Source organism: Oscillospiraceae bacterium, from assembly GCA_025757985.1.
In the GTDB taxonomy this organism is placed as follows: Bacteria; Bacillota; Clostridia; order Oscillospirales; family Ruminococcaceae; genus Gemmiger.
Map to the genome: position 1 here is coordinate 2,879,662 of CP107210.1, position 20,424 is coordinate 2,900,085.

Here is a 20,424-nt window from a genome sequence, read left to right on the forward strand (position 1 = left end):
CCGCGTTATTTCTCGGCCGCCTGCATGGCCTTGGCAGCAGCCACGATCAGATCGGCGCAGGCCTCGCGGCCCAGAGTGGCGTTCAGGCAGAGGTCGTAGTTCTTGGCCTCGCCCCAGCGGTTTTCGGTATAGTAATTGTAGTAGCTTGCGCGGGCACGGTCATGCTTGGCCAGTTGGGTCTCCCACAGGCGGTCGGGCATGTCCTTGGCATCGGGGCGGGTCTTGGCAAATTCAATGCGGGCCTCCAGCGGCGCATAGACAAAGGTGCGCAGCACATTCTCCCGCTCACGCAGCACATAGTCGCCGCAGCGGCCCAGAATAACGCAGGGCCCCTTGGCGGCCAGCTCCTTGATGACATTGCTCTGCAGGATATAGACCTGATCGGCCAGCGGCATCGTGTTGCCCATCATGTACAGGCTGTAGATCAGGCTGCCGCTGCGCTGGTTCTCACTGGCGGCAATGGCCTCCTCGGTCAGGCCGCTCTTTTTGGCCGCAAGGGTGATCAGCTCCTTGTTGTACAGGGGGATACCCAGCTTGTCGGCAACGGCCTGTGCAATTTCACTGCCGCCGGATGCGTACTCACGCGCCATAGTAATGACCATAGGTTCCTTCATACTGATACACCTCGCTAATATTTTGTATAGTATGCGCAAAAAGACATACTACTCTGCTTGTATTATACCCTTAAATTGTGGAAAACGCAAGAAGATTTGCCGGAATTTTGCCGTGCAGGGGCGGATGCAGGTCGATGCAAGCATCGACCCCTACAATAAAAACTGCCCGCGGCAGAACACCGCGGGCAGGAAAAACAGAATGCTGAATTTTATTCGGTCACTTCGCCGGAAATCTCCTTGATGGCGGAAACCGTTGCCGCCAGATTCTGCATGTCGCTGGGCACGATCAGCTTCGTGGCCTTGCCGTCAGCGACCTTCTCCATGGCCTCCATGCTGCGCAGGGCCAAATAGTTGTGGTTCGGGTTCGCCTCGTTGATCATGCGGATGGCATCGGCCTGCGCCTTCTGCACGGTCAGCAGCGCCTCGGCCTCACCTTCGGCCTCGCGGATGCGCTGCTGCTTCACGGCCTCGGCGCGCAGGATGGCGGATTCCTTTTCGCCCTCGGCGCGGGTGATGGCGGCCTGCTTCTCACCTTCGGCCAGCAGGATGGACGCGCGCTTCTCGCGGTCGGCCTTCATCTGCTTCTCCATCGCCTGACGGATCTCGACCGGCGGCTCGATGTTTTTCAGCTCAACGCGGTTGACCTTGATGCCCCAGCGGTCGGTGGCCTCGTCGAGGCTGGCGGTGATCTTCGTGTTGATGAGGTCACGGCTCGTCAGCGTCTCGTCCAGCGTCATCGAGCCGATGATGTCACGCAGGGTCGTGGCGGACAGGTTCTCGATGGCCTGAATCGGGCGGTTCACGCCGTAGGCGTACATCTTCGCGTCGAATACCTGAAAGAAGACGACGGTGTCGATCATCATGGTGACGTTGTCGCGGGTGATGACGGGCTGCGGGGGGAAGTCGGCGGCCTCCTCCTTCAGCGAGACTTTGCGGGAGATGCGCTCAACAAACGGCGTGCGGATGTGCAGGCCCGCGCCCCATGTGTCCTTGTAGACGCCGAGCCACTCGGTGACATAGGCGTTGGACTGGGGGACGATGACGATGCAGCGCACCAGCACCACAAGAATAACGATGAGCAAAAGGGCAAAAATGAACAGCATAGAGTCTCCTCCTTTTTTTAAACCGCGGCCGCATCGGCGGTCACGGGAACTACGATAAGCACGGCACCGTCCACGGCGGTGACCTGACAGCGCGTACCCTTGGCAAGCGGCACACCGGCGCGGGCCTGCCAGTCAAGGCCGTCCACCCGCACGCGGCCCGGCATGCCGGGCTCAATATCCACCAGCACAACGCCCTGCTTGCCGATGGTCAGCGGCGAGCCGTTTGTGACAGGGGGCTGCGCATGGCCGCGGCGGCGCAGCAGGCCGGGCACCATCAGCGCCAGCGTCACGGCGGAAACTACGGCAAAGACCAGCAGCTGCCAGCCGAAGCTGACGGTGAACAGGCTGACGACCATAGCCGCCGCCGCGCCCACGGCAAACCAGACCGAGACAAGGGCCGTGGTGGCGGCCTCGACCGCGATAAAGGCAACGATGGCAGCCAGCCAGAGTATCGTATCAAACCACATAAAAAACACTCCCTTCTGCAGGATCATCTTGTGAACACTGTAACATTCTGCCGTTGTTCTGTCAAGATTTTGACAAAAATTTTACAGCAGCGCCGCAAAGGTGTCCTCGTTGTACACCTGCACCCCGTTGGCCTTCAAAAGGGCTGCGGTCAGGCCGTCCCCGCTGATTCTGCGGTGGCGGAAGGTCCCGTCGTAGATCGTGCCGCTGCCGCAGCTGGGGCTGTTGGCCTTCAGGATGGCGGTGCGGCAGTTGTACAGCCGGGCCAGCTGCAGGGCGGCCTCGGCCCCGCGGCGGTATTGCGCCGTCACATCGGCTCCGGCCTCGGTCAGGACACGGTCGCCGCAGCGCTCGGCCGGCGGGCGGGGCGTGGGCAGGCCACCGTAGACCTCGGGACAGACAGGGATCAGGGTGTGGCCGCTCTGCTGCAGGGCCTGCAGCAGGGCGGGGCAGGCGTTGTCGCCGCCGGAGTATTTGCAGGCGATGCCCAGCAGGCAGGCGCTGACGAGGATATTCATAAAAGCACCGGCTTTCCGTAAAATATGCGTTACAGACAGTGTAACATAAAAAGGGGAGGGACTGCAATGAAAAACTGGTTGGAGCGCACGCCCCGCACAATGGGCGATTGGCTGGCACTGGCGGCAGGCACGGCGCTGCTGCTGGCGGCGGCAGGGCAGCTGCCGGGTCTGCTGCGCGCCGCAGCAGGACTGCTGGCACTGCTTGCGCCGTTCGGCTGGGGGCTGGTGCTGGCCTATGTGCTGGACATTCCCACCCGCTTTTTTGCAGCAAAGCTGTTCGGCGGGCGGCGCGGCGGGGCGCTGGCGGTCAGCTATGCGCTGCTGTTTGGGGTGCTGGCCCTGCTGGCGGCGCTGGTCGTGCCCCAGTTGGTGCAGAGCCTGACCGCCTTTGCCGGGCGGCTGGGCGCGTATGAGGAAACGCTGCGCCGTCTGCTGGCCTGGGTGCAGGCAACCTTCGGCATCGACACGGCCACCGCCGGGCGGCTGGTGCAGGCTGCGGGGCGCGCCCTGCAGGGCTGGCTGGCTGCGCTGTCCCGCACGGCGGCGCAGTCAGCGGCCAAGGCTGCATCCGGTGCGGCGGGGGCGGCAGCGGATGCCTTTGTTACGCTGGCCGTCAGCATCTATCTGCTGTCCGGCAAGGCTGAGCTACTGCAGGCGGCGCGGTGCTGCCTGCGGGCCGCCCTGCCGCCCGGTGCGGCTGCGGGGGTGCTTTCGGTCTGCCGGCTGGCAAACCGTATCTTCAGCGGCTATCTCGGCGGGCAGCTGGTCGATGCCCTGCTGGTCGGCGGCGAGACCTTTGCGCTCATGTCGATCTTCGGGCTGGAGTATGCCCCGCTGCTGGCGGTGCTGGTCGGGATGACGAACATTGTGCCGGTGCTGGGGCCGTTCCTCGGCGCGGTGCCGGGTATTGTGATTTTGCTGCTGGAGGCCCCGTGGAAGGCGGCGGAGTTTGCCATCATCATCTTTGTGGTCCAGCAGGTGGACGGCAACTTTATTGCGCCGCGTATTCTGGGCGGTGCCACCGGCCTGCCCGGGCTGGGGGTGCTGCTGGCCATCGTGGTGGGCGGGGCGTGGTTCGGCATCCCCGGCATGGTGCTGGGCGTGCCGACGCTGGCTGTGCTGGCGGCGCTGGCCCGGCAGGCGGTGGGGGCCGGGCTGACCGCACGCGGCCTTGATGCAGACGGTGCCCCCGCCCGTAAAGACCCGCCCCCGCAATAGCGGGTGCTGCCCTGCCGCCCGAAGAAAATTCACACCTTATCTATTGCAATGCGCCCGTGTATGGCATACAATGTCAATAATGCGGTCATTCCGCAGATTTTATGACAAAGAGGGGCGGAGCATTTGAACGAAAAACACATCTGGTCCAAAAGGCCGGAGTCTATGCTGGACTGGTTCTGCGTGGTCGGGGCCTGTATTGCATTTTACCTGCTTTTGAACAATCTGGGGTATTTCCTTGGGCGCATCGGCATTTTTATCAACATTCTGTCGCCGTTTGCGGGCGGCATCGTCATCGCCTATATCCTTGACCCGATGGTCAAATTCTTCTATATCAAATTGTTCAAGGAGAAGAAGGGCACGCGCGGCTTTGCCATCCTGCTGGCCTACGCCGTGGCGATCCTGCTGCTTATGCTGCTGGCCTGGCTGGTCGTGCCGCAGATCGTAAACAGCATCGGTATGCTGTTCACGAACTTCCCCAGCTACATACAGGGCGTGCAGGAAATGCTGCTCTATGTCCAGAGCGAGTACGGCATCGACCTGCAGCAGGCCACTAAAATGCTCGATGATTCCGAGGCCATGGTCAAGGAAATCTATACGATGGCCACCGATGCCATGCCGCAGATCGTGGCAAGCATCGGCAGCGTGGCGTCCAACTTTGTGGCAATCTTTACCTCGATCGCGGCCAGCATCTACATGCTGGCGGACAAGGACCATCTGCTGCACCAGCTGCGCACGCTGGCGCACGCCTTCCTGCCGGAGAAGGTGGCCTCCAACACGCTGCGCATCTGCCACTACGCCAATGTAAACTTTACGGGCTTTTTTGTGGGCAAGATCATCGACTCCGCCATCATCGGTGTTATCACCTTTGTAGCCATGACGATCCTGCGGCTTGACTTTGCCGTGCTGATCAGCGTATTTATCGGCATTACGAACATCATCCCGGTGTTCGGTCCCTTTATCGGCGCGATCCCAAGCGTGTTTATCCTGCTGCTGATAGATCCGCTGCAGGCGGTCATCTTCTGTGTGCTGATCCTCATCATCCAGCAGCTGGACGGCAACTTCATCGGCCCCAAGATCCTCGGGTCGTCCATCGGCATCTCGGCACTGTGGATCCTCTTTTCGATCGTGGTCGGCGGCGATCTGTTCGGCATCGTCGGCATGGTCGTGGGCGTGCCGGTCTTTGCCACCCTCTATGGTCTGGCGCAGGAGTTTGTCCATTACGCGCTGGATAAGCGCGGCATCGACAGCGAGGGCAACCCGGTAGAACACGAAGCCGAAGATACAGAAAATGTGTTTGAGTAAAGGGGGACGAAAGCCCCTCAGGCCTCGTAAACTCGGCCAGCTCCCCACTTTGTGAGGAGCCTCTTTGCGCGGGCTTTGCCCGCGTGAAAGCCTCCTCGCATAGCGGGGAGGTGGCCGAGCGTCAGCGATGGCCGGAGGGGCTCAGCCCGCTTACTACAAAAATAAGCCGCTGTTTACAGCATACGCACTGTAAACAGCGGCTTTTCTTTTTGCTATTTACGCCCCCGGCAGCAGTGTTACAACATCTCGCAGCAGCACCAGCGGGCTTTCGCCCTTCTGGACGCGCAGGCTGAGATAGGGCCGCCCGATGGCGTTGTACAAAACGCGGTGGGGGTACTGCTCCATAACCTTGTCAAGCTGCTTCGGGCCGACGATGTCGGAGTAGAGGATCAGCTGATCGCCGCGCTGGACGATCTCGGCAATGCCGACCCGTGCCGCCGTCACCCGCACAAGGGATACATCCACCAACCCCTGCACGCTTCTGGGCGGGCTGCCGTACCGGTCGATCAGCTCATCCAGCACATCCTCGGCATCGGCGGTCGTCTCAATGGCGGCAATCCGCTTGTAGGCCTCGATGCGTCCGGCGGCATCGGGGATATATTCCTCCGGCAGGAAGGCGTCCACCGTAATATCCACAAGGCAGTCGCTCTTGTCGGGGGGCGGGGCCTCGCCGCGTGCGGCGGCAATGGCCTGACCCAGCATCTTGACATACAGGTCGTAGCCGACAGCCTCCATATGGCCGTGCTGGCTGTGGCCCAGCAGGCTGCCCGCACCGCGTATCTGCAAATCACGCATGGCGATGCGGAACCCGGAGCCGAAGGAGGTGAACTCCCGGATGGCGGAAAGCCGCTTGGCGGCGACCTCGGTCAGCACCTTGTCGCGCGTAAAAGTGAAATACGCATACGCCTTGCGGGAAGAACGCCCCACGCGGCCGCGTATCTGGTAAAGCTGCGACAGGCCCATCCGGTCGGCATTCTCGATGATGAGGGTGTTGCAGTTGCGCACATCAACGCCGGTCTCGATCAGCGTCGTGCAGACGAGGATGTCAATCTCATTGTCAAGCAGCTGCTGCCACACAGAGGAGATCTGCTCCTCGGTCATCTTGCCGTGGGCGATGCCGATGCGCGCGCCGGGGACGAGCCTGCCGACCCGGGCGGCACATTCCTCAATATTATCGACCCGGTTGTGCAGGTAGTAGACCTGCCCGCCGCGGGCCAGCTCCTTGCGGATAGCCTCGGCAACGATGCCCTCATCATATTCCAGCACATAGGTCTCGATGGGCTGGCGCTCAAAGGGCGGCTGCTCGATCGTGCTCATGTCCCGTATGCCGGACAGTGCCATATTCAGCGTGCGGGGGATCGGCGTGGCGGACAGGGTCAGCATATCCACACCGATGAAGTTCTGCTTTAGCTTCTCCTTGTGCTTGACGCCGAAGCGCTGTTCCTCGTCAATGATGACAAGGCCCAGATCCTTGAACTTTACATCGTTGGACAGCAGGCGGTGGGTGCCCACCACGATGTCCACGGTGCCGTCCTTCAGGCCGCGCAGCGTCTCCTTCTGCTCCTTGGCGGTGCGGTAGCGGGACAGCAGGCCGATGCGGATAGGGAAGGACTCCATCCGGGTCAGCGCCGTGTTGAAGTGCTGCCACGCCAGAATCGTGGTTGGGGCCAGAATGGCGCACTGCTTGCCGCCCATCACGCATTTGAAGGCGGCGCGCAGCGCAACCTCCGTCTTGCCAAAGCCGACATCACCGCAGAGCAGGCGGTCCATCGGCCACGGCTCCTCCATGTCGTGCTTGATCTCGGCCGCGCAGGTCAGCTGGTCTGGGGTCTCCTCATAGGCAAAGCGCTGCTCAAAATCCCCCTGCCAGGTGTCATCACAGGGGAAGGCGTAGCCGTGCGCCTGCTTGCGGCGGGCATACAGCTCGATCAGCTCCTTGGCCATCTGCTCGGTGGCAGCCTTGACCTTTTTGCGGGTCTTGGCCCAATCGGTGCCGCCAAGGTGGCTCAGTTTGACATTGTCGCTGTCGCCCGGCGCCGTATAGCGGGACAGCAGATCCAGCTGGGTGACCGGCACATACAGCACATCTTTTTTGTCGTACTCGATGCGCAGGTAGTCCTTCTGCACACCCTGCACGGTCATACGCTGGATGCCCGCGTACCGGCCGATGCCGTGGCTCTGGTGTACGACCAGATCGCCGACGGTGATCTCGCTCAGGCTGTTCAGGGCATCCTTGCTGCGCTTTTTCTTTTTCTGCGCACTGCTGACGCCGAACGCACGGGCCGTAAAGACCGCGTACCGGGCAAACGGCAGGCTGCACCCGGCGGAAAGCTGCCCCGGCAGCACCTGCACCAGCCCGGCGGTGCCCGCAGCGGCGGCATCGGTGGTGACCTGCAGCCCCCTGGTGCGCAGGTCGGCGGCAAGGCCGGCCGCCGCGCGGGGGGTACCGGCCATAACGGTCACGGCTGCGCCGCCGCTGCACAGCGGCTGTATATCCTCCAGCAGCGCAGCGACCTCACCGCCCCAGGCGGGCAGCGTGTGGGCCGGTGCGTTGACGATGGCCTTCAGCGGTGTGTCGGGCATGCTGCGCGCAAAGTTCTCGGCGCAGAGCGTGCAGTGGGCGGCAGCCTGCGCCCAAAGCCAGCCGGCCTCGGTGTAGAGCTTGTCCAGACCGGGGGCGAGTGCGCCGTCCTCCATCAGGGCGGAGAACTCCTCTCCCCGGCGGTAGGCGGTGGCGCGTGCGGCCTCCCGCAGGGAGGCCGGCTCCTCCAGAATCAGCAGCGGGTCATCAAAATAGTCAAGCAGTGTGGCGGGCTCTGGATAGCGCAGCGTCAGATACTTGTCCATGTCCACCGGCATCGCGCCGCCGTCCAGCTGGGCCAGATCTGCGGCGGTGCAGGCCTCAAGCGCGGTGCGCCGCTTGCCGCGCGCCTTTTTGATGCAGCTGCGTATCAGGGCGGCAGCCTCGGCGGGCTGGGCAAACAGCACCTCGCGCGCGGGGGAGACATAGATTTTTTCGATCGGCTCGTCCCGGCGCTGGGTGGCCAGATCGAAGCTGTGCATCGTGTCGATCTCGTCCCCCCAGAACTCCAGACGGGCGGGCTGCTTCATGTCGGGCGCGTAGATGTCCACAATGTCGCCGCGGATCGAAAACTGGCCCGGCCCGTCCACCTGATCGCGTCGGGCATAGCCCGCGCCGTACAGCAAGGCGGTCAGCTCGGCCCGGGGCAGCGTGTCGCCGGGGTGCAGGGTACGGGTGTTGGTGCAGAACTCGGCCCGCGGCGTTGTGTACTGGGTCAGGCCCTCGTCCGGCACGCAGACGGCCTGCAGCCGACCGCCCACCAGATCGCCCAGCACAGCCAGACGGCGGTACTCGTACTCGCGGCCGGTCCCCTCAATGGGGCGCAGCACATAATCGCGCGCAGGGAACACTGCTGCGGTGATGCCCAGCGCGTTCAGGTCACCGGCAAAGCGGGTGGCCTCGGCTTCGCCGGGCGTCACAATGCAGAGCGGGCGGCCCAGCGCCTGCGCCAGCGCGGCGTAGATCAGGGCGCGCCCTGCGCCGGGAACGCCAAATAAGGCGCAAGCCCCCGGGGACCCGAGCGCCTGCGCCAGCTTGTTGTATTCTTCGGTTTTGGTAAAAAGTGCGTTGAACATAGAATACCCACATACATAGCAAACATAGGGCGGCCTGTCCTCAGGCCGCCCTATGCCTGACTATTGCTGTATCAGCTCAAAAATTCGGCCTTCAGCCAGCCGTATTTGCCGTCATAGTTCACAACGACCCAGCTGCCGTCCTCGTTGGCGCCCAGTGCGGTCACGACGGTGGAGGCGGGAACCTTGGACACCTTGTCATAATCGGTGCCGGGGCCGGCACGCATGTTCAGGTTGTTGTCAGGTGTGACAGTGTAGCTCGGCTGCTCGCCCTCGTTGTAGATAACGGCAGGCTGGACGCTCAGGCCGTCAAAGGTGGGCACGGGGGTCGGCTCCGGGGTGGGCTCCGGCTCGGCGGCGGGCTGTTCCTCGGCAGGGGGCGCAGCGGTGTCGCCGGTGGCCTCTGCGGGGAAACTGTCGGCAGTCGGGTCATCCACGCCTGCTGCGGCAGAGGTGGTATCGCCCGTCGCAGGGGTCGTGTCACCGCTGCCGGTCTGGCCGTCAAGGTTGCCGGTCAGCAGCAGCACGCTGAAGATGATGCTGGCAACCAGCGCGACGGCGCAAAGCACCAGACGGGTCATGGCTTTCTTTCGTAAATCACTCATGGTAACACATCCCTCAGTGGTTGTACTTGTTCTGGGCGTACTGCAGGTTGCCGTCCATCAGCAGTCTGCAGGCGTCCTCAATATCCGGGTAACGGTCGGTCATCGCCTTGCGGTCGGCGGGGGGCAGCTTGCCCAGTACCCATGCGGCCAGATCATACTGCGGGTTGGGCTTGGCGCCGATGCCGATGCGGATGCGGGCAAAATTCTCTGTGCCGAGGCTTGCAATGATGCTTTTCAGCCCATTGTGGCCGCCTGCGGACCCGTGCGGCCGGATGCGCAGATGCCCCGGCTCCTGCGTGATGTCATCACACAGTACGATCACATGGTCTGCGGGGATCTTATAAAAGTTGGCGGCGGGCGCGATGCTCTGGCCGCTCAGGTTCATATAGGTCAGCGGCTTGAGCAGCACGACCTTGTGGTCGCCCACCTGCGCCGTGCCGTACAGCCCCTGCCATTTGGCCTTGGCAATGTCGCAGTGCCACTGTGCGGCCAGATAGTCCAGTGCTTCAAACCCGGCGTTGTGGCGGGTCCCGTCATACTTGGGTTCGGGGTTGCCCAGCCCGGCAATGAGCCAGTCTGCCCCGGAGGTCATTCCAAACATAGATATATCCTTTGAAAAATCGTGAAGTACCGTAGGGGCCGGGCATGCCCGGCCCGGCAGCGTAAGATAAGCGGCTGCTTATGGGAAGGCCGCGGGGCGTCTGGGACGCCGCCCCCTGCAACGCTTTACTTCCCTTTCTTCTCCGCTTCCAGTTTCTGTTTCTTGGCGATATACTTCTCCAGCTTGCGCTCGCCCCAGCCGTTGATCTCGGTCTGCTTGGCACGCTCAATGCTCAGCGCACCGGCCGGCACGTCATGGCCGATGGTGGAGCCGGCTGCCGTGAAGGCATGGTCGCCGACCGTGACAGGGGCCACGAGGTTTGTGTTGCAGCCGATGAAGGCGTAATCGCCGATGGTCGTGTGGAACTTGCCCTCGCCGTCATAGTTGCAGGTCACAGTGCCGCAGCCGAAGTTGCAGTACTTGCCCACGGTGGCATCGCCGATGTAGGTCAGGTGGCTGACGGTGTTGCCCTCGGCAAAGTCGGCGTTCTTCGTCTCGACATAGGCACCCAGATGGCAGCCCTCGGCAGTTCTGGTGCCGGTGCGCAGATGGCTGAAGGGGCCGATCTTGTTGTTGGGGCCGATGTGGCTGTCATAGCACTGGCTGGCGTTTACGGTGGAGCCGGCCTCGACAACGGTATCCTCCAACAGGGTGTTGGGGCCGATGACGCAGTCCGCGCCGACGACGGTCTTGCCGCGCAGGATGCAGCCCGGCAGGATCGTGGCGCCGGGGGCAATGACGACCTCCGGCTCAATATAGACATCGCGGCTGATAAAGTTTACGCCGTTGTCCAGATGGCGCTCAAAGGTGGCAGCGTAGCGCTGCTGCGCCAGCTCAAATTTTTCTTTTGCGGTAGCCATAGTACATCTTCCTTTATATACAGCTGTTCCGCCGGGCGGCACCCGGCGGTCGTTTACACTTCTCTATTGTATATCACGCGGCGCATTTTAGCAAGCCGAAAAACGCCGCAGGGACCGAATTATGCCAAAAATATTGTGCGCCGGGCGCACCGGCGCATACCCGGACCCGCAGGGGATAAAACCAGACAGATTCAAAAAAGATTTCAAACTTTCTTCCCATTATAATTTACACGATTTTTGTGCAAATTGCAATAGGCAAACCAAAAAAGTTTGTCTACTTTTCGGCGAAAACATTGAGCATTTTTTTAACAATCTACTGGAAATCTGTCCTTTGGTCTGTTATAATGGACTATGCAAACATGATTTATGTGATGCAAACACGTCACCAATTTGGGAGGTAACTATGAGCAAGAAATTCTTGTACCTGTTCAAAGAGGGTCATGACGCCTTCGGCGGCGACCAGACCACCATGAAGAATACTCTGGGTGGTAAGGGCGCCGGTCTGGCTGAGATGACCCACGCCGGCATGCCGGTTCCGCAGGGCTTCACCATCACCACCGAGGCCTGCACCCAGTACTATGCTGACAACCGCGAGATCAACGATGAGATCAAGGCGGATATCTTCAAATACATGGGCATTCTGGAGGAGCAGACCGGTAAGACCTTCGGCTCCATCGAGAACCCCCTGCTGGTTTCTGTCCGTTCCGGTGCCCGTCAGTCCATGCCCGGCATGATGGATACCATCCTGAACCTCGGCCTGAACGATCAGGCTGTTGAGGGTCTGGCCAAGAAGACCAACAACCCCCGCTTTGCCTACGACTGCTACCGCCGCTTCATCCAGATGTACTCTGATGTTGTCATGGAGCTGGGCAAGAGCTTCTTTGAGGAGCGCATCGACGCCATGAAGGAGCGCAAGGGCGTGAAGCAGGACGTTGAGCTGGACGCCAACGATCTGAAGGAACTGGTCAAGGAGTTCAAGCAGATCTACCTCGAGAAGCAGGGCGAGCAGTTCCCGCAGGATCCGAAGGAGCAGCTGATCGGTGCCGTTAAGGCCGTTTTCCGCTCTTGGGACAACCCCCGCGCCAATGTGTATCGTAAGATGAACGAGATCCCCTACGAGTGGGGCACCGCTGTCAACGTGCAGCAGATGGCCTTCGGTAACTCCGGCATGCGTTCCGGCACCGGCGTTGCTTTCACCCGTAACCCCGCCACCGGCGAGAAGAAGCTGATGGGCGAGTACCTGATCAACGCTCAGGGCGAGGATGTCGTTGCCGGTATCCGTACTCCTTCTCCCATCAGCAAGCTGCATGAGGAGATGCCCGAGGTTTACGATCAGTTCGTTGAGATCGCTACCCGCCTCGAGAACTACTACAAGGATATGCAGGACATGGAGTTCACCATCGAGGATGGCAAGCTCTTCATGCTGCAGACCCGTAACGGCAAGCGTACCGCACAGGCTGCCCTGCAGATCGCCTGCGACCTCGTTGATGAGGGCGTGATCGACGAGAAGACCGCTGTTCTGCGCGTTGAGCCCAAGCAGCTCGACACCCTGCTGCATCCCCAGTTCGATGCCGCTGCCCTGAAGGCTGCCGAGGCTATCGGCAAGGGTCTGGCTGCTTCTCCGGGATCTGCCTGCGGCCGCGTTGTCTTCTCTGCTGAGGATGCAGAGGAGAAGGTCAAGGACGACGCCTGGAAGAAGGTCGTTCTGGTCCGTCTGGAGACCAGCCCCGAGGATATCGTCGGCATGCAGGTCTCTCAGGGCATCCTGACCGTCCGCGGCGGTATGACCAGCCACGCTGCCGTTGTTGCCCGTGGCATGGGCACCTGCTGCGTCTCCGGCTGCGGCAACGACAACAATGTTGCCATCGACTATGACGCCAAGGTCATCACCATCAACGGCCACACCTTCCACGAGGGTGACTGGATGAGCATCGACGGCTCCACCGGCAACATCTATGAGGGCCAGATCGCTACCGTTGCTTCCACCGAGAACACCAACTTCAAGCGCTTCATGGGCTGGGCTGACGCCAACCGTCAGATGAAGGTCATGACCAACGCTGATAACCCGAAGGACGCTCAGAACGCCGTTGACATGGGTGCCGAGGGCATCGGTCTGTGCCGTACCGAGCACATGTTCTTCGCTGAGGACCGCATCAAGGCTGTCCGTGAGATGATCTGCGCCCGTACCGTTGAGGAGCGCAAGGCTGCTCTGGCCAAGGTTGAGCCGTTCCAGGAGGCCGATTTCACCGCTATGTACCGCATCATGGGCGACCGTCCGATGACCATCCGTTATCTGGATCCGCCGCTGCATGAGTTCTTGCCCACCAAGGCAGAGGACATTGCTGCTCTGGCTGCCGATATGGGCATGACCACCGAAGAGCTGAACAACGTTGTTGTCAGCCTGCACGAGTTCAACCCCATGATGGGCCACCGCGGCTGCCGTCTGGCTGTTACCTACCCCGAGATCGCCGAGATGCAGACCAATGCCGTCATCAAGGCTGCCATCAAGGTTTCTGCTGAGACCGGCAAGATGATCACGCCTCACATCATGATTCCTCTGGTTGGCGAGGTCAAGGAGCTGAAGTTCGTCAAGGATGTTGTTGTCAAGACGGCTGATGCCCTGATCGCTGCTGCCGGCGTTGACATGAAGTATGAGGTCGGCACCATGATCGAGATCCCCCGTGCAGCCCTGACTGCCGGCGAGATCGCCAAGGAAGCTGACTTCTTCAGCTTCGGCACTAACGACCTGACCCAGATGACCTTCGGCTTCAGCCGTGACGACGCTGCCAAGTTCCTGACTGCTTACTACGACAACAAGATCTACGAGAGCGATCCGTTCCAGCATCTGGACCAGATCGGCGTTGGCAAGCTGGTCAAGATGGCTGCTGCTGACGGCCGCGCCACAAACCCGAACCTGGGTCTGGGCATCTGCGGCGAGCACGGCGGCGATCCCTCCAGCGTTGAGTTCTGCCACAATGTTGGTCTGGACTATGTCAGCTGCTCTCCCTTCCGTGTTCCCATCGCTCGTCTGGCTGCTGCTCAGGCAGCAATTAAAAATCCACGTTCTTGAATCACGTAGATTTTTACAATTAAATGTGGATTACGATAAGGCTCGTTCTTATCGAAATTCGCGTGGCTGCGTGCTTTGGCCGAAACAATGGAAAGACCTGACGGTTAAGGTCGTTCTATAAATCATAGCAAGCCCCTAATCGCTGTACTACAGTGATTAGGGGCTTTTTTTATGCAAAAATGCCCTTTGGGTACATTTTCGGCAAAAAGTATACGATTTTTGGGTACATTTTTGGGGTCAAATCGGGGTACTTAAGAGCTATCAAAAAACCGCAGGAGTACGCAGCATGACAAAGAAAACAACGTCTGCTTACAGAGCAAGCAAAGAGGAAACTATTCCAATAAATAAGTTGCATCCATTCTCCAATCATCCGTTCCATATCCGACATGATCTGGAATTCAGTGAATTGGTAGACAGTATTTCAGAGAGCGGCATCATTACGCCCATCATCGTCAGACCAAAGGTTGGTGTCGGCTATGAAGTGATAAGCGGACATCGCCGGTGGGAGGCTTGTAAGGAACTCGGCATCGAAAGCATCCCTGCTAGAGTGGAATACATAGACGATGACGAAGCCACGATCCTGATGGTCAACAGCAATATCCAGCGTGAGCATGTGTTGCCAAGTGAGAAGGCGTTTGCTTATAAAATGCGCATGGAAGCGATGAAACATCAAGGAAAAGCAACTTCGTCCCAACTTGGGACAAAGTTGAGAACACTTGATGCTATGGGTAAAGAAGTTGATGAAAGCCGTAATCAAATACATCGTTACATTCGTTTGACGTATCTAATTCCATCCATCTTGCAAATGGTCGATGACGGTCGCATCGCATTCAACCCAGCGGTCGAAATCTCCTATATGACAGAGGAACACCAGACATGGCTCAAAGAAGAAATGGATATTTGTGATGCTACACCGTCTTTGGTTCAGTCTCGGACGCTAAAGGATATGAGCCGAAATGGAACGCTGACGGAGAACTACTTGCATACCCTACTGACAGAAGAAAAGCCGAACCAGCGACAGAAGTTCTTCTTAAATCAGTCGGATGTGCAGCAATACTTCCCATCCAGCTATACACCGCAGCAGATGCAAAATGTCATCATATCACTGCTGCGGAATTGGGAGCATAAGCGGTCTAGCCGCCAGCGTCCACAACACGAAGAAGAACTGGAAAGATAAGAAAAATACAATATGTAATAACTTACAAAATGTAGTTTTGTGGGTTTTCTTAAATGCACCCATTTTTAGGCAGGAGAAGTGAGATGCAATACGAATATTTTTACGGCGCTCAAGCCGAGCAGTTCTCTTTTTACCGCATACCCAAAGCGCTATTTACAGAGCCGAACTTCAGGGAGCTGTCCACCGATGCCAAGGTACTGTATGGGATTCTGCTGGATCGAATGAGTTTGTCGCTGAAAAATCAATGGTTAGATGCACAGAACAAGGTTTACATTATCTTCACTGTGGAGGAAATCATGGATGCACTGAACTGTGCCAACCAGAAAGCCACGCGCCTGATGGTGGAACTGGAAAAGCAGGCAGGGCTTATCGAGCGCAAGCGACAGGGGCTTGGTAGACCGAATTTGATTTATGTAAAAAACTTCGCAGCAACGATAAATGACAAGAGCTGTGAAAAAGGTGATTCTTGATATGTGATTTTCACACTTCTGGATTCTTGAAAATCACACGGAACTAATACTGATAATAATTAGACTGATTATAGTGATACTGAGAATATAAATTACAGTTGCCCTGCAGTACAAGGACGCCGACTACACCAAGGTTGATGCAGCCCTCGCCAAGGCAAAGGCTTTGAAAAAGGATGACTACAAAGATTTCTCCGTTGTGGAAACCGCCGTCAATGCCGTTGCCCGTGGGAAGAACATTACCGAGCAGGCAGAGGTTGACGCTATGGCAAAGGCTATTGAAGATGCGATTGCTGCCCTGCAATACAAGGACGCCGACAAGACCACCCCGGCACCTGCTGCCACGGCTACCCCGGCACCTGCTGCCACGGCTACCCCGGCACCTGCTGCCACGGCTACCCCGGCACCTGCTGCCACGGCCACTCCGGCACCCGCTGCCACGGCCACTCCGGCACCTGTTGCAACATCCACACCTCAGTACACCATTCCGCAGACCGGCGACACCAGCAACCCTGCTTTGCTGGTTGTCCTTATGCTTGTCAGCGGTAGTGCAGCCATTGGAACAGCCGTTGTTGCCAGCAAGAGAAAGCACAACAGATAACTGAACAGCAACCTATTCGCTCTATCTTCCGAGCGAGACAAAAGCGCCGTAGCAATACGGCGCTTTTCTATTGCCACAAAGCAGCAAATAGCGGGCTTTCCCACCATAAGCGACAAAGTTATATTCCCCACCGTCGTAAAGCCCCTCATATCTAATAAAAACGTCCAAAATCGCCCCGAAAGCGAACAGTTTCGGGAGATGTTGGGCGTTTTTCTATTTTCAAAAGTAAACCTACAAAAACAGGCGCGGGCAAGGAGGTGATGCAGATGCCCCGTATGCCGAAATATCTCAAGAGAGAATGGGCGTTCTTTCTTGGAGATTGCGGACGGAAGAAATATAACCCGCTACCCAGCGACAAGCTGCTGAAGGGGGCGCAGCTCATTTGCAACGAACCGTTCCTCCGGATATTTGCCCGGCTGAACATACAGAATACGGGTTTTGTTTTCGTTAGACATTGTAATAACTCCTTTTTTGACAATAAAAATACCGCTGTATCGGGTGATACAGCGGGGGTAACAAAGAATTTGGGGAATTGTGCCGCAATCTCATATGAGAATGATATTTCAAAATGCTCATTTTTGCAAAGTTGTATTTACAGATAATGCGCTGACAATAAGACTGCCTTTTTGTATAAAACGGCACTGCTTATATTGGCAGTATTTCACAAACTTGACCTATGTGTGTGAAAATGCATTGACAACAGAAGAGGATGATGTTATTATGTTGTCATAACAAGTAGATGAGGGAAAACTGAATAAGCTAAGAGGGAAGGGTACAAACAATTATGAAAGCTGCACCAAGATATTCTCAGATCATTAGCTATTATCGGTCACTCATTGAGTCAGGAAAGTTGGCAGAGGGCGACAAAATGCCCACAGAGGAAACCATAGGCGAGACTTTCGGCGTAAGCCGTATTACGGTAAGACAAGCGTTAGATGGCTTGGCGCAGAGTGGTTACATCTACAAAATACAAGGGAAGGGAAGCTTTGTAGCGGCAAAAAAAGCCGGAATGCAATTGAACCACTTGATTGGTTTCAGCGATGAAATGCGCAGCATTGGTATGGAACCTTCCACTTCACTGATTTCACAGAGTTTGGAATTTCCGAGTGAACCGGTCGCCAACGCATTGGAATTGGATGGCACCCAAAAGGTATACATCATTTCTCGCTTGCGCTGTGCGGATGCAGTGCCTATGGCGGTTGAAACGGTTTGCCTGCCGTTCGCCAGATTCGCAGGGATCGAAACATATGATATGAGCAAGTCGCTTTATACGCTTTTTAGACAGCGTTACGGCTGTGAGCCTGCAAAGGCAATCCAGAGCATTCAATCCGGTTTGGCAAAGGCAAAGGAAGCAAAGCAGCTCCAGATCAAAGCCGGCGCGCCTGTGCTGAGAATTACGCGAACTGCGTATGACGGTGCGGGAGTTCCGTTTGAATATACGGAATCCGTATATCGCGGAGATAATTATGTTTTTAATGTCACGTTGGAAAAATAAACCAATTTATTGCGTCCGTTCCACAGGACGCAATAAAAAATCGATACAGTCGTTATAACAACATAACAACATGTATTTGTTGACAGGATTTGAAAGGAGCACAGGACACAGATGAATCCGACAGTAAAGGAACCGAAAAAACGGTTTATGACGCTGAAACGACGCGAAGCCTGTTTGGGATGGCTGTTTGTTTCACCGGCCCTAATTGGGTTTAGCATTTTCACCTTTGGCTCAATTTTGTATTCCTTCTATCTGTCCATGACAGACTATGATCTGGTCAGCACGCCAAAATGGGTTGGCTTTGACAATTATATCCGAGCCTTCACGAAGGACCAGTATTTTTATAAGTACTTTGGCAATACGCTTTACTTTGTCGTCACGCTGGTTCCCATCGTTCTGGCGCTTTCCCTCTTACTGGCTATACTGATCAACAAAAAGACCAGTTGGGTGAACAATATTTACCGCGTGGCGCTGTTCCTGCCCAGCATCACCTCAACGGTTGCGGTCAGTATGGTTTGGCTGTGGATCTTCAACCCGGATATGGGTTTGATCAACAACTTCCTGATGGCGATCGGACTGAATGACGTACCCATGTGGCTGGGTGATACAGCGTGGAGCAAGCCGGCACTTGTCATCATGCGTGTATGGCAGATGGGCGGCTACTATATGATTATGTTCCTTGCCGGTCTTCAGACGATACCCGAAACCCTGTACGAAGCAGCGGAGCTGGACGGCGCCAGCGGAATCCAGAAGTTTTTCCGCATCACATTGCCGCTTTTGTCGAACACAACGTTTGTTGTCATGATTCTTCTGGTAATCGAAGCGTTCAATATGTTCGAATCCATCTTTATTATGACAGCCGGCGGTCCTTTGGGTTCGACCAGTACCATGATGTATTACATCTACGAACAAGCCTTCAGTAGCTACAACATGGGCTATGCATCCGCTCTGGCATGGATATTCTTTGCACTGATTATGGTTGTGTCGTTGATCCAGTATAAATTCCGCAACGAACAGGGAGGAGAATAAAATGAAACAGAAATCCCTGGGCGTCAAGGCCCGTAAGCGCATTGGGTCAGTGGTTTATCACTGCTTTATGGTGCTTTTGTCGCTGACGATGATTTATCCAGATAATGGAGAAATCCTTTGGCGTATCGACGCGGCCGGTTACCCAGAGAGAGTCTTTTGGGCGACTCCGGAAGCAACCGATAGCCTTGTTATTGCTACGGGTATAGACGGCAAAGTCTATGCTGTGGAATATACGCATTAGTTGCAGGGTCTATCGATTCTGATTGGTGATAACGGCAACATTATATCCCAGCAGCTTAATAAAACAGAGATATTTGCAAACCTGCAATTAGCAAAGGAAGAGAGTACAGCTCATGAATCAATTACTTCATCAACATACGGAATCTATCGTTTCTGCGGCAATTCACGCGGTTTTGCCGGATGTCGCCGTAGTGCGTGCACTGCAAGGGTATCGCTTTGGAACCGGAAAAATCGTTCTGGTGGCAGCAGGAAAAGCGGCATGGCAGATGGCAAACGCGGCATCTGACTGCCTGGGGGATCGTATTGCGGATGGCGTGGTTGTTACAAAGTATGGGCATATAAAAGGACCGATTGCCCATATCCGCTGCTTTGAGGGCGGACACCCTGTCCCGGATGACGGCTCTTGCCGGGGTACGCAGGCAGCGCTTGACCTTGTTCATGGGTTAACGCCGCAGGATACGGTGGTGTTTCTTCTGTCCGGCGGGGGAAGCGCCCTGCTGGAAAAGCCTTTGATCCCTTTGGATGAATTGCAGGATATCACACAGCAGCTGCTGGGATGCGGTGCCGATATCGTGGAGATCAACACCATTCGCAAGCGGTTGTCTGCCGTAAAAGGTGGGCGTTTTGCTATGGCGTGCGCCCCGGCACAGGTGCTGTGCGTCGTCCTGAGCGATGTCTTGGGTGACCCGCTGGATATGATTGCAAGCGGACCAGCTTGTGCCGATTCGTCTACCTGCAAGGATGCGGAGAATGTCGTTAAAAAGTACGGCTTACATCTGTCCGCCGATGCACTGGCTTGCCTTCGCAAAGAGACACCCAAACAAATAGATAACGTAACAACGCGCATTACAGGAAGCGTACGGGAGCTTTGCGCGGCAGCTGCCGATGCTGCACAGGCACTTGGCTATGCGCCGATCCTTTTGACCGATCAGCTGGCTTGTCAGGCGCGGGAGGCGGGGCTGTTCCTTGCGGAAATTGCCCAAACACATCAGCACCCCGACAAACCCATGGCGTTTATAGCCGGAGGCGAAACGGTGGTCAAAATCATCGGCAACGGCAAGGGCGGGCGCAATCAGGAATTGGCGCTGGCGGCGTCACCCGGCATTTCGGGCTGCAATGCGGCGGTTTTTAGTGTTGGGTCAGACGGTACCGATGGACCGACAGATGCGGCGGGCGGCTATGTGGACGGTGACACGCTGACAACCTTGCGGGCGGCGCAAATCGACCCGGTGGATTTTCTCAACCAAAATGATTCCTACACGGCGCTGAAGGCGGCGAAAGGATTGCTTTTTACCGGTCCGACAGGAACCAATGTAAATGATGTTGCTGTTGTGCTGATTCGGTAAGTCTTTATACGGCATATTACATAAGACATATGAATCCTTTTCTGCCTGCCCCAATAACA

Annotated in this window: 19 protein-coding genes; 10 read left to right on the plus strand and 9 right to left on the minus strand. The window is 57.2% G+C overall.

The window, feature by feature from the left end; translation table 11 throughout:
• Positions 1-5: 5 nt before the first annotated feature.
• From OGM67_13590 to OGM67_13605, 4 genes are all read right to left on the minus strand, one after another.
• Complete coding sequence (locus OGM67_13590; protein UYJ34571.1) at positions 6-614, minus strand: cytidylate kinase-like family protein; 609 nt, start codon at positions 612-614, stop codon at positions 6-8.
• 209 nt (positions 615-823) lie between these two features.
• Entirely contained in the window at positions 824-1,717 is an 894-nt protein-coding gene (locus tag OGM67_13595; protein UYJ34572.1) for an SPFH/Band 7/PHB domain protein, read from the minus strand.
• A gap of 17 nt (positions 1,718-1,734) precedes the next feature.
• Complete coding sequence (locus OGM67_13600) at positions 1,735-2,211, minus strand: NfeD family protein (protein UYJ34573.1); 477 nt, start codon at positions 2,209-2,211, stop codon at positions 1,735-1,737.
• A 54-nt stretch (positions 2,212-2,265) separates the two neighbouring features.
• Positions 2,266-2,700, minus strand: a complete 435-nt coding sequence (locus OGM67_13605) for a DUF523 domain-containing protein (GenBank protein UYJ34574.1) — start codon at positions 2,698-2,700, stop codon at positions 2,266-2,268.
• 66 nt (positions 2,701-2,766) lie between these two features.
• Between OGM67_13605 and OGM67_13610 the strand changes: the two genes are divergently transcribed.
• Both OGM67_13610 and OGM67_13615 read left to right on the plus strand, forming a co-directional pair.
• On the plus strand, positions 2,767-3,918 hold the full coding sequence (locus tag OGM67_13610; GenBank protein UYJ34575.1) for an AI-2E family transporter: 1,152 nt from the start codon (positions 2,767-2,769) through the stop codon (positions 3,916-3,918).
• 123 nt (positions 3,919-4,041) lie between these two features.
• Positions 4,042-5,220 carry an AI-2E family transporter gene (locus OGM67_13615; protein ID UYJ34576.1) on the plus strand — a complete coding sequence of 393 codons (1,179 nt, stop codon included), beginning with the start codon at positions 4,042-4,044 and terminating at the stop codon, positions 5,218-5,220.
• 216 nt (positions 5,221-5,436) lie between these two features.
• On the opposite strand, the gene mfd is transcribed toward OGM67_13615, so the two are convergent.
• From mfd to OGM67_13635, 4 genes are all read right to left on the minus strand, one after another.
• A complete protein-coding gene (gene mfd, locus OGM67_13620; GenBank protein ID UYJ34577.1) occupies positions 5,437-8,877 on the minus strand; it encodes a transcription-repair coupling factor in 3,441 nt (1,146 codons plus the stop codon).
• Between the two features lie 71 nt (positions 8,878-8,948).
• Positions 8,949-9,479 (minus strand): SH3 domain-containing protein, encoded by a 531-nt coding sequence (locus tag OGM67_13625; protein UYJ34578.1) that lies wholly within the window; start codon positions 9,477-9,479, stop codon positions 8,949-8,951.
• A gap of 13 nt (positions 9,480-9,492) precedes the next feature.
• The gene (gene pth / locus OGM67_13630) at positions 9,493-10,080 is read right to left on the minus strand and encodes an aminoacyl-tRNA hydrolase (protein ID UYJ34579.1); all 588 of its coding nucleotides are present in this window, start codon (positions 10,078-10,080) and stop codon (positions 9,493-9,495) included.
• Between the two features lie 125 nt (positions 10,081-10,205).
• A complete protein-coding gene (locus tag OGM67_13635; GenBank protein ID UYJ34580.1) occupies positions 10,206-10,940 on the minus strand; it encodes a UDP-N-acetylglucosamine diphosphorylase in 735 nt (244 codons plus the stop codon).
• Positions 10,941-11,343: 403 nt separating this feature from the next.
• On the opposite strand from OGM67_13635, the gene ppdK reads away from it, so the two are divergent.
• The 4 genes from ppdK to OGM67_13655 all read left to right on the plus strand — a co-directional run bounded on the left by ppdK (position 11,344) and on the right by OGM67_13655 (position 16,255).
• Entirely contained in the window at positions 11,344-14,010 is a 2,667-nt protein-coding gene (gene ppdK, locus OGM67_13640) for a pyruvate, phosphate dikinase (GenBank protein UYJ34581.1), read from the plus strand.
• Between the two features lie 286 nt (positions 14,011-14,296).
• Entirely contained in the window at positions 14,297-15,187 is an 891-nt protein-coding gene (locus OGM67_13645) for a ParB/RepB/Spo0J family partition protein (GenBank protein UYJ34582.1), read from the plus strand.
• A gap of 83 nt (positions 15,188-15,270) precedes the next feature.
• Positions 15,271-15,657, plus strand: coding sequence for a replication initiator protein A (locus OGM67_13650; protein ID UYJ34583.1), 387 nt, complete (start codon positions 15,271-15,273; stop codon positions 15,655-15,657).
• Positions 15,658-15,820: 163 nt separating this feature from the next.
• On the plus strand, positions 15,821-16,255 hold the full coding sequence (locus OGM67_13655) for an LPXTG cell wall anchor domain-containing protein (GenBank protein ID UYJ34584.1): 435 nt from the start codon (positions 15,821-15,823) through the stop codon (positions 16,253-16,255).
• Between the two features lie 344 nt (positions 16,256-16,599).
• Here the strand turns inward: OGM67_13655 and OGM67_13660 are convergent, their stop codons facing one another.
• Positions 16,600-16,710: a DUF3846 domain-containing protein gene (locus OGM67_13660; GenBank protein UYJ34585.1), complete on the minus strand. Its 111-nt coding sequence runs from the start codon at positions 16,708-16,710 to the stop codon at positions 16,600-16,602.
• Between the two features lie 329 nt (positions 16,711-17,039).
• Between OGM67_13660 and OGM67_13665 the strand changes: the two genes are divergently transcribed.
• The 4 genes from OGM67_13665 (at position 17,040) to OGM67_13680 (ending at position 20,365) form a co-directional block, all read left to right on the plus strand.
• A complete protein-coding gene (locus OGM67_13665) occupies positions 17,040-17,750 on the plus strand; it encodes a GntR family transcriptional regulator (GenBank protein UYJ34586.1) in 711 nt (236 codons plus the stop codon).
• A gap of 147 nt (positions 17,751-17,897) precedes the next feature.
• On the plus strand, positions 17,898-18,779 hold the full coding sequence (locus OGM67_13670; GenBank protein UYJ34587.1) for a sugar ABC transporter permease: 882 nt from the start codon (positions 17,898-17,900) through the stop codon (positions 18,777-18,779).
• 1 nt (position 18,780) lies between these two features.
• Complete coding sequence (locus OGM67_13675) at positions 18,781-19,020, plus strand: hypothetical protein (protein ID UYJ34588.1); 240 nt, start codon at positions 18,781-18,783, stop codon at positions 19,018-19,020.
• Between the two features lie 112 nt (positions 19,021-19,132).
• Complete coding sequence (locus OGM67_13680; protein ID UYJ34589.1) at positions 19,133-20,365, plus strand: glycerate kinase; 1,233 nt, start codon at positions 19,133-19,135, stop codon at positions 20,363-20,365.
• Positions 20,366-20,424: the final 59 nt, after the last annotated feature.

What these genes read in the sequence shown, in the direction of transcription:
- pth (UYJ34579.1), bottom strand. Translation starts at nt 10,080, where the DNA reads ATGTTTGGAATGACCTCCGGGGCAGACTGGCTCATTGCCGGGCTGGGC.
- OGM67_13605 (UYJ34574.1), bottom strand. Translation starts at nt 2,700, where the DNA reads ATGAATATCCTCGTCAGCGCCTGCCTGCTGGGCATCGCCTGCAAATAC.
- OGM67_13645 (UYJ34582.1), top strand. Translation starts at nt 14,297, where the DNA reads ATGACAAAGAAAACAACGTCTGCTTACAGAGCAAGCAAAGAGGAAACT.
- mfd (UYJ34577.1), bottom strand. Translation starts at nt 8,877, where the DNA reads ATGTTCAACGCACTTTTTACCAAAACCGAAGAATACAACAAGCTGGCG.
- OGM67_13660 (UYJ34585.1), bottom strand. Translation starts at nt 16,710, where the DNA reads ATGTCTAACGAAAACAAAACCCGTATTCTGTATGTTCAGCCGGGCAAA.
- ppdK (UYJ34581.1), top strand. Translation starts at nt 11,344, where the DNA reads ATGAGCAAGAAATTCTTGTACCTGTTCAAAGAGGGTCATGACGCCTTC.
- OGM67_13670 (UYJ34587.1), top strand. Translation starts at nt 17,898, where the DNA reads ATGACGCTGAAACGACGCGAAGCCTGTTTGGGATGGCTGTTTGTTTCA.
- OGM67_13675 (UYJ34588.1), top strand. Translation starts at nt 18,781, where the DNA reads ATGAAACAGAAATCCCTGGGCGTCAAGGCCCGTAAGCGCATTGGGTCA.
- OGM67_13625 (UYJ34578.1), bottom strand. Translation starts at nt 9,479, where the DNA reads ATGAGTGATTTACGAAAGAAAGCCATGACCCGTCTGGTGCTTTGCGCC.
- OGM67_13635 (UYJ34580.1), bottom strand. Translation starts at nt 10,940, where the DNA reads ATGGCTACCGCAAAAGAAAAATTTGAGCTGGCGCAGCAGCGCTACGCT.
- OGM67_13650 (UYJ34583.1), top strand. Translation starts at nt 15,271, where the DNA reads ATGCAATACGAATATTTTTACGGCGCTCAAGCCGAGCAGTTCTCTTTT.
- OGM67_13590 (UYJ34571.1), bottom strand. Translation starts at nt 614, where the DNA reads ATGAAGGAACCTATGGTCATTACTATGGCGCGTGAGTACGCATCCGGC.
- OGM67_13665 (UYJ34586.1), top strand. Translation starts at nt 17,040, where the DNA reads ATGAAAGCTGCACCAAGATATTCTCAGATCATTAGCTATTATCGGTCA.
- OGM67_13680 (UYJ34589.1), top strand. Translation starts at nt 19,133, where the DNA reads ATGAATCAATTACTTCATCAACATACGGAATCTATCGTTTCTGCGGCA.
- OGM67_13595 (UYJ34572.1), bottom strand. Translation starts at nt 1,717, where the DNA reads ATGCTGTTCATTTTTGCCCTTTTGCTCATCGTTATTCTTGTGGTGCTG.
- OGM67_13610 (UYJ34575.1), top strand. Translation starts at nt 2,767, where the DNA reads ATGAAAAACTGGTTGGAGCGCACGCCCCGCACAATGGGCGATTGGCTG.
- OGM67_13600 (UYJ34573.1), bottom strand. Translation starts at nt 2,211, where the DNA reads ATGATCCTGCAGAAGGGAGTGTTTTTTATGTGGTTTGATACGATACTC.